Below are 16,243 nucleotides of genomic sequence, written 5' to 3' on the forward strand. Positions count from 1 at the left end.
AATCAGCATGCATAAAGAAGTAAAAGCACGATACGATGAACAGAAAGTCTTAAAGAAAGCGGCTCATTTGTATGACTTTCAGCTAGACCAAGTCACATTTCTAGCCGATGCAGAAAATTATGTGTATGAATATAAGGCAATGAATGGGGAGAATTATATATTAAAAATCACCCATACCATTCGTCGGTCACCCACATATATTTTAGGAGAAATGGACTGGATTCAATTCCTGTCTCATCATGGTATTTCCGTAGCGAAGCCGATTTCATCAGCTAGAGGGAAAGATGTTGAAACCATTCCTGATCAAGCCGGAGGCGCATTTTTACTCCGTGTGTATGAAAAAGCACCGGGGAGAAAAGTGAATGAAGGAGATTGGAATGGGCAGCTGTTTGAAGCGTTAGGCTCCTATACAGGTCGAATGCATCAAATAACAAAACGATATCAAGTGAAAGATCCTCGCTGTAAGCGTCAAGAGTGGTATGAAGAGGAGCAATTAAAGCTTGATCAATATATTCCATCTGATCAAACGGTTGTTTTGCGAAGAAAAGATGAACTGATGCAAAAGCTTCACCAGCTCCGAATTTCCAAGGATGTGTATGGGCTGGTGCATGCCGATTTGCATCACGGGAACTTTCATTATCATCAAGGAGAGATTATCGCATTTGATTTTGATGATATTGGATATCACTGGTTTATCAATGATATTAGTATTTTGCTATACAATGTTCTTTGGTATCCAGTGATTCCATATGATGATAAAGCTGAATTTACAGCAGAATTTATGAGTCATTTTCTAAAAGGCTATCGACAGGAGAATGAGCTTGATGACGCGTGGCTGGCAACAATTCCTGATTTTCTCATGCTGCGTCATATGCTTATTTATGGGCTTTTACATCAAGCATTTGATCTCCAAACAATGACTTCTGACCAAAAAGCCATGCTGTCATGTTTTCGAAAGGAAATTGAGCAAAAAACACCAATTACTCCTTTTGACTTTCAACAGCTGGCACGATAAAAAAACCCCTTGCTATGTCAAACGGGACTGACCCCCGTTATTGAGACAGGGATCAAAACACCTTTATACAGCCAATTGCCGATAGTTTATCGGTGATTGGTTGTTTAGTTTCGTTTGAATACGAATGTTGTTATAATAATAAATGTATTCTTTGACAGTGCGTTCTACGATGGTGGTCGTAGTTCGATCAATGCTGTTAAGATAGAACGTTTCAGACTTTAGTGAGGAATGAAACGATTCGATGGAGGCATTATCAGCGGGCGTCCCTTTACGGGACATGCTCATGGTAATGCCTTTTATATGAACAGCTTTCTGATACTCGTAAGATGTATACACAGAACCTTGGTCGCTATGTAACACGCAGTTCTCAGGCAGTACTGGGAGCTGATCAAGTGTGTTTAAGATAAAGTCTGTGTCCTGCTTATCGCCAATCGTAAAAGCAATCACTTCTCCATTATATAAATCCAATATACTGGAAAGGTACAATTGTTTCTGTCCATAAGGCAAATACGTGATGTCCGTTACTAGTTTTTCAAGAGGGCGATCAGACTGAAAGTTCCGATCGAGTATATTACCAGCCACGGCATAGGGTTGCCCATTCTTCTTACGCTTTTTCATTTTAACCCGGCATTGCCACTGGTTTTTCTGCATGATACGTTGAACAGTTTTATGGTTAATACGCATTCTCACTTTTAGTATGGTTGTAATTTTTCGGTATCCATATCGATACTTGTGTTCTCGGCACAACGTGCCGATTTGTTTCTCTAGTTGTCTTTTAGAATGATTCTGAGTCAGATTCTTTTTCCATCTATAGTACGAAGCTCGTGAGATGCCTAAATGGACACAGATGTCCTGTACTGTCATCTTTTTGCACAATTCTTCTACCAGTTTGATTGACGTTTCCTTATCAACTTCCTTTCCAATTCGTTGTACTTTTTTAAAACTTCATTCTGTTGACTCAGATAGCGATTTTCTGCCCGCAGTCTCTCTAATTCGGAAGAGTACTCAGGACCCTTTCCATGGGTATATTGTTTTCCAACAGGCTGTTCGAACCGGTGTGTTTCCCCAGCCTTATGCCACCTCACCCATGTCTGAACCTGCGTTTTATTTTTGATATTCAATTCCTGCATGATCTCTTTCATTGATACGCCTGCCAATCTCATTTCTACAGCTTTCTGTTTGACTTCAACCGGATAACTCACTCTTGTCCCCATAGAAAAAACACCTCCATGTTTTATTTCGGATCACAACGATCCGTTTTCAAACTTGAAGGTGTTTTTTATTTGTCTCATCTTATGGGGTCAGTCCCAACAGCAAGGGGTTTTTTATGACTACACCGTATCACACTTCACGCCAACGACGCCTTCTAGATCTTTAATATCAAAGTACACATCGGTTGTATAGCGGTCTTTATGCACACGTACGCGTACTTCCATAATCGGATAGTCCTTTTCTTTTAAATCATCAATTCGTACAGAATGAATGCGGATATTGAGAGCTTTCATTTCTTTTAAAATATCGGTCATGCGGTTTCGGTCAGAAAGAGACATTCTGATGCGGATTTCTTTTTCCTGCAGGCGAATTGGCCCGATCCGCTGGAAGAGCCATGGTAGAAATTCGACACTAATTAGAATAAAGAAAAGACTGAGGAAGGCTTCTTTATAAAATCCTGCACCTGTTGCAACCCCAAGTCCTGCTGCTCCCCAGATCATTGCAGAAGTCGTGAGTCCTGAGATGACATCATTGCTTTTTCGAAGAATCACACCTGCTCCAATAAAACCAACACCAGATATAATTTGCGCCGGTAACCTGAGTGGGTCCATTTGAAGCTTAGAGACTCGAGGGAAATTGTAGGCTGCATCAATGCTGATGATGGTTAAGACGCAGGAGCTGACAGCAATGACAATACACGTTTTTAAGCCGAGGGGCTTTTTCTTCAGCTCTCGTTCAAGCCCGATAATCAGACCGATTAAGGTGGCCACGGCTAATTTTAAGACTGTATCCCATTCAATTGTCCAAAACATGCGTATCGCTCCTTCACTTCATGTACGTTTCACAACATGTATATGATCTTCTCACAGCCCATATGGCTGCACAACTCTTATTTTATTCAGTTTCTGAAGAAAGAAAAGCTTTTTATTTTATTTAAAAAGAGAGTCATCCGCATAGGGCAGATGACTCTTCATGTTCTTTATTTTGTTTCTTCTTCAAGATGATCTTCCATTTTGTGAAATAGCTGTTTTGAAGCTTTTGACGGCTTACTTGTCAATAAGCTCACAATAATGGCAGCTAATCCGCTTAGCGTAAAGCCTGGAATCATTTCATAAATACCTGTGGCATGGTTGAGGCCTGTCGTAATCCATGTGAGAACTACAACCGCACCAACGATCATTCCTACTAGGGCACCATGATGATTCATTCGTTTCCAGTATAGGCAAAGCAAGATGACTGGACCGAATGAAGAACCAAATCCTGCCCAAGCATAACCGACAAGGTCAAGAATGGTGTCACTTGGGTTAAGTGACAGGCATAAGGCAATCACAGCGACAACGAGAACAGACATCCGGCCAATCATGACGAGCTCTTTGTCTGATGCTTTTTTTCTAAAGAACGTTCTGTATAAATCCTCTGTCATCGCACTAGCTGTGACAAGCAGCTGAGACGAAATTGAACTCATAATCGCAGCTAAAATGGCAGAAAGTAAAAATCCAGTGATATATGGATGGAACAATACTTTAGAAAAGACGATAAAGATGGTTTCAGGGTCAGCAAGATTCATACCCGTTTCATGAATATATGCAACACCCACTAAACCGACAGAAAGTGAACCAATCACTGAAATAATCATCCAGCTCATTCCGATTCGGCGTGCTGGTTTTAAATCTTTTACAGATGTAATGGCCATAAAGCGCACGATAATATGCGGCTGTCCAAAGTAACCTAGTCCCCAAGCAAGGAAGGAAATAATGCCAATGACGCTCGTTCCTCTAAAAATATCTAGCAATTTAGGGTCAATCTGTTGAATATCTTGGAATGTAGCAACAGGTCCGCCTAATTGTGTAAAGGCAACGATCGGCACGAGCACTAATGCTAAAAACATGATAGCTCCTTGGACAAAGTCCGTTAAGCTCACTGCCAAAAATCCGCCGAACAATGTATACAAAATGACAATACTTGACGTCAAAATCAGTCCAAACATGTAGTGAGCACCGAATGCTGATTCAAATAAACGTCCGCCTGATACCATCCCAGACGATGTATACAGCGTAAAGAAAATTAAAATGATGACGGCTGAAACAGCTTTTAATAAAGCAGATGATCCTTTGAATCGTTTATCAAAGAAATCAGGAATCGTAATCGCATCATCCGCAATTTCTGTATAAGAACGTAAACGTGGCGCAAGAATGAGGTAGTTCAAGTAAGCACCGACGATTAAACCAATCGCAAGCCAGGTTGTCGATAAACCTGTTTTATACATTTCACCTGGCACACCCATCAGCATCCAGCCGCTCATGTCCGCAGCACCTGCTGAAAGGGCTGTAACGAATGGGCCAAGCCCGCGTCCACCAAGCATATAATCATTTAAATCATGTGTTTTCCTGAATGCATACCAGCCAATGGCAAGCATCCCAATAAAATAAATAGATAAGGAAATTGTAACTTCAATACTCATTTTGTGTTCTCACCTTTTTCGTATTAATTTGACATCACCTCAATCAAAATATACAGAAGTGCGATGGCAGCATTTTTGATTGACTGTCCCGCTCACTGCTATGGTTACTTAACCTAACAGAGTATTCCCAAGTGATCAACCTACCTAAACTTCTTCATTTTGAAGAAAAAATGTACAGACCGGTGATAAGAATCAACATGTAAGCGATTACAAAAATAAGAAAAAGTAAAAATTTTCTGAAAATAAAAAAGTTACCTGATGAATATTTTTTTATCGATTTGATAATAAAGTCGTTTCAAGAGAACGGACCTTTTACCGCACCTGTGTAAAGTTGCTTTAGAACAGTAAAATTTGATATGATAAAGTGTATATGACTTATGATCATGACCACGATCACGCATCATTTTTGGAGGTGAACCTGCATGTCAAGAATTTCAATAGAAGAAGTCAAGCACGTTGCGCATTTAGCAAGGCTTGCGATTACAGAAGAAGAAGCTGAGATGTTTACAGAACAGCTTGATAGCATCATTTCATTTGCAGAGCAGTTAAACGAGGTAGATACGGAAAACGTTGAACCTACTACACACGTATTAAAAATGAAAAACGTCATGAGAGAAGATGTTCCGAATAAAGGTCTTTCCATTGAGGCAGTCGTCAAAAACGCGCCTGATCATAAAGACGGCTATATTCGTGTGCCATCAATTTTGGACTAAAGGAGGCCCGAGACATGTCACTGTTTGATCACAAAATTTCTGAATTAAAAGAGCTTTTACATAAAAAGGAACTGTCTGTTTCTGATTTAGTGGACGAGTCTTATAAACGAATCAATGAAGTAGACGGGAAAGTACAAGCATTCCTTGCACTGGACGAAGAGAAAGCACGTGCGTATGCAAAGGAATTGGACGAGGCAGTTGGTGAAAAGGACGAGCTTGGCCTATTGTTCGGTATGCCGATCGGTGTGAAAGATAACATTGTTACAAAGGATTTGCGTACAACAGCTTCAAGTAAAATCCTGCAAAACTTTGATCCGATTTATGATGCAACCGTTGTGAACCGTTTAAGAGAGGCTGAAGCAGTCACAATCGGTAAATTAAACATGGACGAATTCGCAATGGGATCTTCTACGGAGAACTCAGGCTACAAAGCGACGAAAAACCCATGGAATTTAAACACCGTTCCAGGCGGATCAAGCGGTGGATCAGCAGCTTCTGTTGCAGCAGGTGAAGTACCGTTCTCCCTTGGTTCAGATACAGGCGGTTCTATTCGTCAGCCGGCATCTTTCTGCGGGGTTGTCGGCCTTAAGCCGACATATGGCCGTGTATCCAGATACGGATTAATTGCATTTGCTTCATCATTAGATCAAATTGGTCCGATTACACGTAATGTAGAGGACAACGCCTATGTTCTTCAAGCGATTGCTGGTGTCGATCAAATGGACGCAACAAGCGCAAATGTCGATGTTCCAGATTTTCTTTCTTCATTAACTGGCGACATCAAAGGTCTGAAAATCGCTGTGCCGAAAGAATATCTAGGCGAAGGCGTTGGCGAGGAAGCAAAAGAGTCTGTTCTTCAAGCGTTAAAAGTATTAGAAGGACTTGGTGCTTCGTGGGAAGAAGTGTCTCTTCCGCATTCTAAATATGCGCTTGCGACTTACTACTTACTGTCTTCTTCTGAAGCATCTGCAAACCTTGCACGTTTTGACGGCATCCGCTATGGCTACCGTACAGATAATGCAGACAATCTCATTGATTTATACAAAAATACTCGTTCTGAAGGTTTCGGAGACGAAGTGAAGCGCCGCATCATGCTTGGTACATTCGCGCTAAGCTCAGGGTATTACGATGCGTACTATAAAAAAGCGCAAAAAGTCCGTACATTGATCAAAAAAGACTTTGAAGATGTTTTCGAAAAGTATGATGTCATTGTAGGACCAACAACACCAACTCCTGCATTTAAGATTGGTGAGAAGACAAGCGACCCGCTGACCATGTATGCAAACGATATTTTAACGATCCCTGTTAACCTTGCAGGCGTTCCAGGAATCAGTGTGCCTTGTGGATTTGCAAATGGCCTTCCGTTAGGACTGCAAATCATCGGCAAGCACTTTGACGAAGGAACAGTGTACCGCGTGGCTCACGCTTTTGAGCAAGCAACAGATCATCATAAAGCAAAACCTGAACTGTAAGGGGTGAATCAGAATGAACTTTGAAACGGTAATTGGACTTGAAGTCCACGTAGAGCTAAAAACACAATCGAAAATTTTCTCAAGCTCGCCGACACCTTTTGGTGCAGCTGCCAACACGCAAACAAGTGTCATCGACCTTGGGTATCCTGGCGTACTGCCTGTACTGAACAAAGAAGCGGTGAACTTTGCGATGAAAGCGGCCATGGCGCTGAACTGTGAAATCGCAACAGATACAAAATTTGACCGTAAAAACTACTTCTATCCTGATAACCCAAAGGCGTATCAAATTTCTCAATTTGATAAACCGATCGGTGAAAACGGCTGGATTGAAATTGAAGTAGAAGGCAAAACAAAACGAATCGGTATTACGCGTCTCCATTTGGAAGAGGATGCAGGGAAACTGACGCACACAGGCGACGGCTATTCACTCGTCGATTTCAACCGTCAAGGCACGCCGCTTGTTGAAATCGTATCTGAGCCAGACATTCGCACTCCAGAAGAAGCGTATGCTTACTTAGAAAAATTAAAATCCATTATTCAATATACAGGCGTTTCTGACTGTAAGATGGAAGAAGGCTCACTTCGCTGTGATGCTAACATTTCTCTTCGCCCAATCGGCCGTGAAGAGTTTGGTACAAAGACAGAGCTCAAAAACTTGAACTCATTCGCTTTCGTACAAAAAGGCCTTGAATTCGAAGAGAAGCGTCAAGAGCAAGTATTGCTTTCTGGCGGCTTGATCGAACAGGAAACCCGCCGTTATGATGAAGCGTCTAAAAAGACGATCCTGATGCGTGTCAAAGAGGGATCTGATGATTACCGCTACTTCCCAGAACCGGATTTGGTGGAGCTGTATATTGATGACGAGTGGAAAGAACGCGTAAGAGCATCGATCCCAGAGCTTCCAGATGAGCGCCGCAAACGCTACATCGATGAGCTTGGACTTCCTGCATACGATGCAATGGTACTCACGCTGACGAAAGAAATGTCTGATTTCTTTGAAGCGACCATTTCAGAAGGTGCAGAAGCGAAGCAAGCATCAAACTGGCTCATGGGTGAAGTATCTGCATACTTAAACTCTGCTCAAAAAGAGCTGGACGATACAAAGCTAACGCCGCAAGGACTTGCTGGCATGATCAAGCTCATTGAAAAAGGAACAATTTCCTCTAAGATTGCGAAAAAGGTATTCAAAGAGCTCATTGAAAATGGGGGAGATGCAGAAACAATCGTCAAAGAAAAAGGACTTGTCCAAATTTCTGACGAAGGTGCGCTGCTCAAACTTGTCACAGAAGCACTTGATAACAACCCGCAATCCATTGAAGACTTTAAAAATGGTAAAGACCGTGCGATTGGTTTCTTAGTCGGACAAATCATGAAAGCATCGAAGGGCCAAGCTAACCCGCCGATGGTGAACAAGATTCTACTTGAAGAAATCAAAAAACGCTAATTAGCAAAAAACCGCCTGATGAAATAGGCGGTTTTTTTTGCTTGAAATGACAGGGTCTTATCATAGATTCAGACCACCGCCGTATATCAATTTAGAGAATCTTTTCTTATAATGAAGCATAAGCGAAAGTGCACATTCGAAGGGGGAAAGGTGAGCTAAATCGAAAAACAGCATGTCATGTTACTGAAGAAACAGCTTCAATTGCTCCACTGCTCTTAGAACAGCAGGCTCCTCACATTTTTCTAAATTCGTCAGCATTCCTTGGATGACTGGCTTACGAGGTTCAGCTTTTGCCAGCTCTTCTTCAATCACTTCGATGGATACAACGGTATCATCAGAAAGCAGATGCTTAAGCTTTAACAAACGAAGCTCCTCTTGAAGGGAAGCAGCACTCGGCGCTTCATCGTCCCAAATGGTTTGCTTCAAAATCGGCTTCGTCTGAGAACGAAGCAAGCCTTGGACCAGATCATCAAACCGTTCGAGTATAAAGGATGAGAGCTCATCAAATGATAATTGCATTTGATCCTGTAAAAGCAGAACCTGCACATACGATTGAATAATTCCTTGAATCATGACTGACAGGTCAGTTATATATGGTTCGATCTCCTGTCCATAAGTGGTCAAGATAGAAATTTGAATTTCATCGTTCATTTGCTTTTTTACAGTTTTTGAATACTTTTTAATTTGCTGGTTTTCCGGAATAATGTTCTCGCTGAGGATCAGAATGATAAAATCTTTGTTCTCAGCAAAATGCTGAAACTGTTCAGCGATTTGTTTCTGAAAGATCTCTCTCGGCGCGAGATGCTGATTCTCTTTTCGAATCGTTTCGATAGTTTGCATCGAAGTGTCGATATAATATTCAAACGCTCGGTTGAAAAGCTGTTCTTTTGATTTGAAATGTAAATAAAATGCGCCTTTTGATATTCCGCATTCATCTGCAATTTCCTGAATGGTCGTAGAAGAAAAACCCTTTTTCGCAAACAATTGGATGCTCGCTTTAATGATTTTTTCTTTTTTTTCGTTCATGAAATAAGGCCCCTTCAGCTTTAGAATGTTACGTCAAACGCAAGTGAAATGGTTGACGGCATTGTATATCACCGTTTATTATGATATAGAATGACCAGTCAGTCAATACATAAAGGAAAATGGAGGACATAATGAATTCGATCATCAATTTTGTATTAAAGAATAAGTTCGCTGTATGGCTCATGACGATTATCGTAACAGTTGCTGGTCTATATGCCGGATTGAATATGAAACAAGAATCAATCCCAAATATCAACACTCCAGTCATTACGGTTTCTACAACGTACCCTGGCGCAACGCCGGACGAAGTATCAGATAAGGTGACAGATCCAATTGAAAAGTCGATTCAAAACCTCAATGGGGTCAGCGTAGTCACTTCTAATTCTTTTGAAAATGCATCATCCATTCAAATCGAGTACGATTATAGCAAAGACATGGATGAAGCAAAGAAGGAAATTGAAGATGCGATTAGCAATATCGATTTTCCTGAAAATGCAGAAAAACCTAAAATCGCACGCTTTAGTATTAACGCGATTCCAATTTTAGCTCTTAGTGTCTCTGGAGATAAAGAATCATTACAAGACCTTACACAAAAAGTAGAAAATGACCTCGTTCCTTCACTTCAAGGGTTAGACGGTGTCTCTTCTGTCGAAACTTCAGGACAGCAAATCAAAGAAGTGGAATTTTCGTTTAAAGAAAAGAAACTAAAAGAATACGGTTTAGATGAAGAAACCGTCCAAAACATGATCAAAGGCTCTGATGTGAATGTGCCATTAGGTTTATATACATTTGGCAACAAACAAAAATCAGTTGTTGTGGACGGCAATATTTTAAGCGTCAAAGATTTGAAAAACATGCGAATTCCAGTCACACCAAGTGCAGGCGGTGGTGCGGGAAGCGCTGGAGCTGGAGCACCTTCTAACGGCTCAGAAAACCCAGGTGCGCAAGGTGCGGAGCAGCAGGCTGGAAGTGCAAGTCAGCAGCAAGCAGCAGCTCAGCAGCCAACAGGTGGAGGTGCAGCAAGCAGTCAATCTGTAGAGCTGCCGACGATCAAGCTATCTGAGATAGCAGATATTAAAGTTGTAAAAGATGCAGAATCGATCTCTAGAACGAATGGAAAAGACAGTATCGGTCTGCAAATTGTCAAAGGCTCTGATGCCAACACAGTGAGTGTAGCAGAAGAAGTGACAAAAGAGCTTGAGAAATTCAAAAAAGACAACAAAGGCATCAAAGTAAGCACGACATATGATCAAGCAGAGCCGATTAAAGAGTCTGTCAGCACAATGCTGAACAAGGCGATCATCGGAGCAATCTTTGCGATCATTATCATTATGTTGTTCCTGCGAGATATCAAATCAACATTAATTTCGGTCATTTCCATTCCGTTATCCCTGTTGATTGCTGTTTTATTATTAAATCAGCTGGATATTACATTAAATATCATGACACTTGGTGCCATGACCGTCGCCATTGGGCGTGTGGTCGATGACTCGATAGTGGTCATAGAAAATATCTATCGACGAATGGCGTTAAAGGATGAACCATTAAAAGGCAAGGCACTCGTCAGAGAAGCCACAAAAGAAATGTTTATCCCAATTATGTCTTCGACGATTGTGACTATTGCAGTATTCTTACCGTTAGCATTAGTAGGTGGAATGATTGGTGAACTATTCATCCCATTTGCCCTAACAATTGTGTTTGCGTTGCTTGCTTCACTGCTTGTCGCTATTACAATTGTTCCAATGATGGCACACACTCTATTTAAAAAGAACCTGTACGGCACAGCGAAAAAGGTAAAAGAACATAAACCAAGCAAGCTTGCTGGCGGTTATAGACGTGTACTTAATTGGACACTCAACCATAAATGGATCACATCAGGAATTGCCATTCTTATGCTTGTCGGAAGCTTATTCTTAGCACCACTTGTCGGTGTCAGCTTCTTACCACAGGAAGCAGAGAAAACGGCGATGGTGACATACACGCCAGAGCCTGGACAAACGAGAGAACAAGCAATTGATGAAACGAAAAAAGCTGAAGAATATTTGATGAAACGTGATCATGTCAATACAGTTCAGTATTCACTAGGCTCTTCAAATGCCATGACAGCAAGTGTTGGCGGTAACTCTAACGGTGCATTATTCTTCGTACAATATGATGATGACACGCCAAACTTTGATAAAGAAAAAGATCGCGTGGTCAAAGCTCTGCAAGATAAGGCATCTAAAGGGGAATGGAAATCACAAGACTTCTCATCTGCTGGTGCAAGCAATACTGTGACGTACTATGTGTACGGGGATAAAGCAAGTGATATTGAAGGCACAGTAAAAGATGTTGAGAACATCTTAAAAGATGAGAAAAACCTGAAAAATGTCAGCACAAGCTTATCTGAGAAATACGACGAATATACGTTTAATGCAGATCAAGAAAAACTAGCGAAACTAGGTCTAACTGCTTCACAAATCGCTCAAGCGATTGCACCTCAAAATAGTGAAACAACACTGACGAAAGTCACAGAGGACGGCAAAGAACTTGATGTGAAGCTTCAAACAGAAAAAGATGAATATAAGAGCAAAAAAGATTTAGAAAATAAAAAGATCACCACACCAACAGGGCAAGAAGTTCGAATTGGTGATGTCGTAAAAGTAAAAGATGGTTCGACAGCAAATACGGTGACAAAACGTGATGGGAAAATCTACGCAGAAGTGTCTGGTGACATGACAACAGACAACGTCTCAAGTGTAACGCAGGATGTTCAGAAGAAAGTCGACAAGCTTGATGTGAAATCTGGCGTAACGATTGACACAGGCGGCGTAAGTGCGGATATTGAGGAATCCTTTACACAGCTTGGTCTCGCAATGCTTGCAGCAATTGCCATTGTGTACCTCGTTCTCGTCATCACATTTGGCGGAGGTCTTGCACCATTTGCGATTCTATTCTCACTACCATTTACGGTAATTGGTGCACTTGTCGGACTGTTTATAGCAAAAGAAACCATCAGCTTAAATGCCATGATTGGATTGCTTATGCTGATCGGGATCGTTGTGACCAATGCCATTGTCTTCATTGACCGCGTTATTCATAAAGAAAACGAAGGTCTTTCAACAAGAGAAGCATTACTGGAAGCAGGTACAACAAGATTACGACCAATCTTAATGACGGCACTTGCAACGATTGGTGCACTGCTGCCACTCGCATTAGGATTTGAAGGCGGAAGCCAGATCGTATCAAAAGGACTTGGTGTTACCGTAATTGGCGGTTTAACAAGTTCTACACTTCTCACATTGGTTATCGTGCCAATCGTGTATGAAATGTTAAGCAAGTTTAGACGTAAGAAAAAGTACGCAGATGAAGAATAAGAGGAAGCCCCGCCAATGAGCGGGGCTTTTTTTATTTTGAAATCTGACAAACAGCTTTTCTCATAAGTTCTTCAAATGCGTGGAAAAAGGCATCACGATCGACATGGTCAATCACTTGAATTGATTTTCCATCTGGATGCTCTTCGGTGCGTCCTTGCTTTGGCGTCTCGGTATAAACGATCGCATTAACTTCTTTTGAACGGGTAAATGATGTAGATGCAAGAGTAATCGTTGTCAGCACATCCCATAAGTAATACGTCGAGTTCGTCTCATGATGAATGAGCGGCGGGCAAAAGGCGTAGCACTGACCGATAAAATCTATTCCAATATGAGAACGAAGGGAAGCCCAGCGCTGACGTACATCAAGTGTAAGCGGGACTTGATTTGTACTTTCAAGTGCGACCATTTCAATAGGAAACGGTTCCTGAAAGACAGTGCTCACAGCATAAGGATCCCAAAATGCATTCCATTCTGCTGTCCCGTCATGCTCGGGCTCTTCAACATTGCCTTTTTCAAGGAACGTGCCGCCCATCCACACCAATTTCTCAATTTTATTAGAGATCGAAGGATCTTCTTCTAAAGCGCGTGCAAGATCTGTGAGCGGACCAGTAAAGAGCAGGGTGACAGGTTCTTTTGCCTTCTTAACTGTTTCAATTAGATGAAGGTGTGCTGGCAGCTTGGACACTTTAGTATCAACAGTGCCTTTTTCATTTAAAATTGGCAGAGCATCTACATAAAAAGCATGCATGCGCCACTCCTTCGGAAATGGATTGACGCCTCTAGAAGTTGAAGCAGCGACTTCAATTTCATAAGGACTGAATCGATCAATGATTTTTTGAGATGCACTAAGAGCAGGCTCTAAATAACAATCAGCAGGAATCACAGACATTCCGATGACTTTCAGATGTTCCATTTGAAGGAGAAGAAATAAAGAGACGAGGTCATCAACACCGCCGTCATGATTAAAATAGACAGGCTTTTTCATCGCATATCATCCTTTACAGTGTTTTCTTTTATCTTATCAGAATGCTTTCTTGCTGAGGGAGATTGGCTAGGAGATTTCACATAATTAGGTGGTTGTTTTGTTGCCATTTTCAAATCTCATAGTATAATTAAAGGTTGTTAGTGGTGAAAATAGATTGCATAATGAATATAGGATGATGATGAATGAAACGTGCTCGAATTATATACAATCCGACATCTGGGCGTGAACTCTTCAAGAAGAATTTACCGCAGGTTTTGCAAAAATTTGAACAAGCTGGCTATGAAACTTCTTGTCATGCGACGACATGTGCAGGAGATGCCACGCAAGCAGCAGAAAAAGCCGCACAGAGAGATTTTGATTTAATTGTAGCAGCAGGTGGAGACGGCACGATCAATGAAGTCGTCAACGGACTAGCACCGCTTGAAAAAAGACCAAAACTAGGAATTATTCCAGTTGGAACAACAAATGACTTCGCAAGAGCACTTGGAATTCCACGAGAAGGTGTTTTGAAAGCGACAGATGCCATTATTGAGGGTGTAGCGAAGCCGCTTGATATCGGTAAAGTCAATGGCCATTATTTTATTAATATTGCTGGCGGCGGCCGGTTAACAGAGCTCACCTATGAGGTGCCTAGTAAACTGAAGACCATGCTTGGACAGCTTGCTTATTATTTAAAAGGCATGGAGATGCTTCCTTCTATCCGCCCGACAGAAGTCGAAATTGAATATGACGGCAAATTGTTTCATGGAGAAATCATGCTGTTTCTTGTTTCACTCACAAACTCAGTAGGCGGCTTTGAAAAACTAGCGCCAGATTCCATTTTAGATGATGGGATGTTTGACCTCATCATTCTAAAGAAGGTCAATCTAGCAGAAGCTATTCGAGTGGTCAGCCTTGCACTCAGAGGCGAGCATATTCATGATAACAATGTCATCTACGCAAAAGCGAATCGCGTGAAGGTAGATGTAAAAGATAAAATGCAATTGAATTTAGATGGTGAATACGGCGGCATGCTGCCAGGTGAATTTGAAAACCTGTATCGCCATATTGAATTTATTGTGCCAAAAGCAACAGCTGAAAAAATAGGGTGAAGACTGAACTTGGTTCCTTATGGCGGCCAAGTTTTTCTTTGCAAATGAGGTGATAAAATTGGTGAAAATGAAACCGCCTGTTGAAAAGAATGAATACTACAATGTAACCTTCGAAGACTTAACGCATGAAGGTGCAGGTGTAGCAAAAATTGAAGGATTCCCTGTCTTTGTACCAAATGCCCTTCCTGACGAACAAGGGCAAATCAAAGTCACACGAGTCAAAAAAGGATTTGCTTTTGGACGACTCATGGAGCTGACAAAGGAAAGTCAGCACAGGCAAGATGCGCCATGTCCCATTTACAAGCAGTGCGGCGGCTGTCAAATTCAGCATATGAGCTATGAAGGCCAACTGCTTTTTAAACAGAAACAAGTAAAGGACGTTTTAGAGCGGATCGGCAAGCTTGATATGAGCCGTGTAAAAGTTCATCCTGTACTCGGCATGGAAGACCCTTGGAATTACCGAAACAAAGCACAAGTTCCAGTTGGCGAACGCGAAGGCGGACTTGTTGCAGGGTTTTATCAGCAACGTACTCATGAAATCATTGATATGGAAAAATGTTTAATTCAACAGTCAGAAAACGACGAAGTGGTACAGGCAGTAAAAGACATATGCAATGCGTTTGGCATCAAAGCATATAACGAAGAGCGGCACAAAGGCTGGCTGCGTCATGTGATGGTTCGCTACGGTATTGCAACAGGTGAAATGATGGTTGTGTTTGTGACTAGAACGGCTGACTTTCCGCAAAAGCAGCAGGTGATTGAGCAGATTATAGCACGCTTCCCACATGTTCGGTCAATTGTACAAAACGTGAATTCAAAGAAAACAAATGTCATTTTCGGAGACGAAACAACCGTTTTATGGGGCGAAGAATACATTTATGACACGATTGGCGACATCAAATTTGCCATTTCAGCCCGCTCCTTTTATCAAGTAAACCCAGCTCAAACAAAGGTGCTTTATGACAAAGCGCTTGAATATGCAGAGCTGCAAGGAGAAGAAACTGTCATCGATGCCTACTGCGGAATCGGTACGATTTCCTTATTTCTCGCACAAAAAGCAGGCAGAGTATATGGCGTAGAAATTGTGCCAGAAGCGATTGAAGACGCAAAACGCAACGCTGCCTTAAACGGAATCAACAACGTCGAATTTGCAGTCGGCGAAGCAGAAACGGTCATCCCAAACTGGTACAAAGAAGGCATCAAAGCAGACACCCTCGTCGTCGATCCGCCAAGAAAAGGCTGTGACGAAGCACTGCTTGATACGATTTTAAAGATGAAACCAAAACGAGTTGTGTATGTGTCTTGTAATCCCGGGACGCTCGCCCGTGATTTGCGTATTCTTGAAGATGGTGGGTATGTGATAGAGGAAGTGCAGCCTGTGGATATGTTTCCGCATACAAACCATGTGGAGTGTGTAGCAAGTCTTGTGATTAATCAGTAATGTATTGAGACATCCCGATTTCGTGAA

The 16,243-nt window shown here is 41.7% G+C and carries 12 protein-coding genes; 7 read left to right on the top strand and 5 right to left on the bottom strand.

Going from position 1 to position 16,243, the window contains the following annotated elements; translation table 11 throughout:
- The first annotated feature begins 7 nt into the window (after positions 1 to 7).
- Entirely contained in the window at positions 8 to 1,015 is a 1,008-nt protein-coding gene (locus ACLGGR_RS17195; RefSeq protein WP_410973547.1) for a phosphotransferase enzyme family protein, read from the top strand.
- Positions 1,016 to 1,078: 63 nt separating this feature from the next.
- On the opposite strand, the gene ACLGGR_RS17200 is transcribed toward ACLGGR_RS17195, so the two are convergent.
- The 3 genes from ACLGGR_RS17200 to putP form a co-directional block, all read right to left on the bottom strand.
- Positions 1,079 to 2,229, bottom strand: a protein-coding gene (locus ACLGGR_RS17200) for an IS3 family transposase (RefSeq protein WP_410973548.1) whose coding sequence is annotated in 2 segments (ribosomal slippage) — positions 1,079 to 1,956 and positions 1,956 to 2,229 — 1,152 coding nt in all. Because the reading frame shifts where the segments join, the coding sequence is not laid out codon by codon here.
- A gap of 117 nt (positions 2,230 to 2,346) precedes the next feature.
- Positions 2,347 to 3,039, bottom strand: a complete 693-nt coding sequence (locus ACLGGR_RS17205) for an MgtC/SapB family protein (RefSeq protein ID WP_024424547.1) — start codon at positions 3,037 to 3,039, stop codon at positions 2,347 to 2,349.
- A gap of 167 nt (positions 3,040 to 3,206) precedes the next feature.
- The gene (gene putP, locus ACLGGR_RS17210; RefSeq protein ID WP_410973549.1) at positions 3,207 to 4,688 is read right to left on the bottom strand and encodes a sodium/proline symporter PutP; all 1,482 of its coding nucleotides are present in this window, start codon (positions 4,686 to 4,688) and stop codon (positions 3,207 to 3,209) included.
- 422 nt (positions 4,689 to 5,110) lie between these two features.
- On the opposite strand from putP, the gene gatC reads away from it, so the two are divergent.
- From gatC to gatB, 3 genes are read left to right on the top strand one after another with little or no spacing between them, the layout of a single operon-like run.
- Complete coding sequence (gene gatC, locus ACLGGR_RS17215; RefSeq protein ID WP_024424549.1) at positions 5,111 to 5,401, top strand: Asp-tRNA(Asn)/Glu-tRNA(Gln) amidotransferase subunit GatC; 291 nt, start codon at positions 5,111 to 5,113, stop codon at positions 5,399 to 5,401.
- A 14-nt stretch (positions 5,402 to 5,415) separates the two neighbouring features.
- Positions 5,416 to 6,873 carry an Asp-tRNA(Asn)/Glu-tRNA(Gln) amidotransferase subunit GatA gene (gatA, locus tag ACLGGR_RS17220; RefSeq protein WP_142946416.1) on the top strand — a complete coding sequence of 486 codons (1,458 nt, stop codon included), beginning with the start codon at positions 5,416 to 5,418 and terminating at the stop codon, positions 6,871 to 6,873.
- Positions 6,874 to 6,886: 13 nt separating this feature from the next.
- On the top strand, positions 6,887 to 8,317 hold the full coding sequence (gene gatB, locus ACLGGR_RS17225) for an Asp-tRNA(Asn)/Glu-tRNA(Gln) amidotransferase subunit GatB (protein WP_024424551.1): 1,431 nt from the start codon (positions 6,887 to 6,889) through the stop codon (positions 8,315 to 8,317).
- A 180-nt stretch (positions 8,318 to 8,497) separates the two neighbouring features.
- Here gatB and ACLGGR_RS17230 read toward each other — a convergent pair whose 3' ends face one another.
- Complete coding sequence (locus ACLGGR_RS17230; protein ID WP_251217026.1) at positions 8,498 to 9,343, bottom strand: TetR/AcrR family transcriptional regulator; 846 nt, start codon at positions 9,341 to 9,343, stop codon at positions 8,498 to 8,500.
- Between the two features lie 131 nt (positions 9,344 to 9,474).
- Between ACLGGR_RS17230 and ACLGGR_RS17235 the strand changes: the two genes are divergently transcribed.
- A complete protein-coding gene (locus ACLGGR_RS17235) occupies positions 9,475 to 12,699 on the top strand; it encodes an efflux RND transporter permease subunit (RefSeq protein ID WP_410973550.1) in 3,225 nt (1,074 codons plus the stop codon).
- A 31-nt stretch (positions 12,700 to 12,730) separates the two neighbouring features.
- Here the strand turns inward: ACLGGR_RS17235 and ACLGGR_RS17240 are convergent, their stop codons facing one another.
- On the bottom strand, positions 12,731 to 13,684 hold the full coding sequence (locus ACLGGR_RS17240; protein ID WP_061110519.1) for a nucleoside hydrolase: 954 nt from the start codon (positions 13,682 to 13,684) through the stop codon (positions 12,731 to 12,733).
- A gap of 182 nt (positions 13,685 to 13,866) precedes the next feature.
- Here ACLGGR_RS17240 and ACLGGR_RS17245 point away from each other — a divergent pair, with 182 nt between their 5' ends.
- Positions 13,867 to 14,775 carry a diacylglycerol kinase gene (locus ACLGGR_RS17245; RefSeq protein WP_024424554.1) on the top strand — a complete coding sequence of 303 codons (909 nt, stop codon included), beginning with the start codon at positions 13,867 to 13,869 and terminating at the stop codon, positions 14,773 to 14,775.
- Positions 14,776 to 14,836: 61 nt separating this feature from the next.
- Entirely contained in the window at positions 14,837 to 16,216 is a 1,380-nt protein-coding gene (gene rlmD, locus ACLGGR_RS17250; protein ID WP_410973551.1) for a 23S rRNA (uracil(1939)-C(5))-methyltransferase RlmD, read from the top strand.
- Positions 16,217 to 16,243 lie beyond the last annotated feature (27 nt).

The sequence above is a fragment of the Bacillus sp. BD48 genome (assembly GCF_046566805.1).
Classification (GTDB): domain Bacteria; phylum Bacillota; class Bacilli; order Bacillales; family Bacillaceae; genus Bacillus; species Bacillus safensis.

Excerpts from the sequence above, each read along its gene's own strand:
- ACLGGR_RS17195 (WP_410973547.1), top strand. The coding sequence starts at position 8 with ATGCATAAAGAAGTAAAAGCACGATACGATGAACAGAAAGTCTTAAAG.
- ACLGGR_RS17205 (WP_024424547.1), bottom strand. The coding sequence starts at position 3,039 with ATGTTTTGGACAATTGAATGGGATACAGTCTTAAAATTAGCCGTGGCC.
- putP (WP_410973549.1), bottom strand. The coding sequence starts at position 4,688 with ATGAGTATTGAAGTTACAATTTCCTTATCTATTTATTTTATTGGGATG.
- gatC (WP_024424549.1), top strand. The coding sequence starts at position 5,111 with ATGTCAAGAATTTCAATAGAAGAAGTCAAGCACGTTGCGCATTTAGCA.
- gatA (WP_142946416.1), top strand. The coding sequence starts at position 5,416 with ATGTCACTGTTTGATCACAAAATTTCTGAATTAAAAGAGCTTTTACAT.
- gatB (WP_024424551.1), top strand. The coding sequence starts at position 6,887 with ATGAACTTTGAAACGGTAATTGGACTTGAAGTCCACGTAGAGCTAAAA.
- ACLGGR_RS17230 (WP_251217026.1), bottom strand. The coding sequence starts at position 9,343 with ATGAACGAAAAAAAAGAAAAAATCATTAAAGCGAGCATCCAATTGTTT.
- ACLGGR_RS17235 (WP_410973550.1), top strand. The coding sequence starts at position 9,475 with ATGAATTCGATCATCAATTTTGTATTAAAGAATAAGTTCGCTGTATGG.
- ACLGGR_RS17240 (WP_061110519.1), bottom strand. The coding sequence starts at position 13,684 with ATGAAAAAGCCTGTCTATTTTAATCATGACGGCGGTGTTGATGACCTC.
- ACLGGR_RS17245 (WP_024424554.1), top strand. The coding sequence starts at position 13,867 with ATGAAACGTGCTCGAATTATATACAATCCGACATCTGGGCGTGAACTC.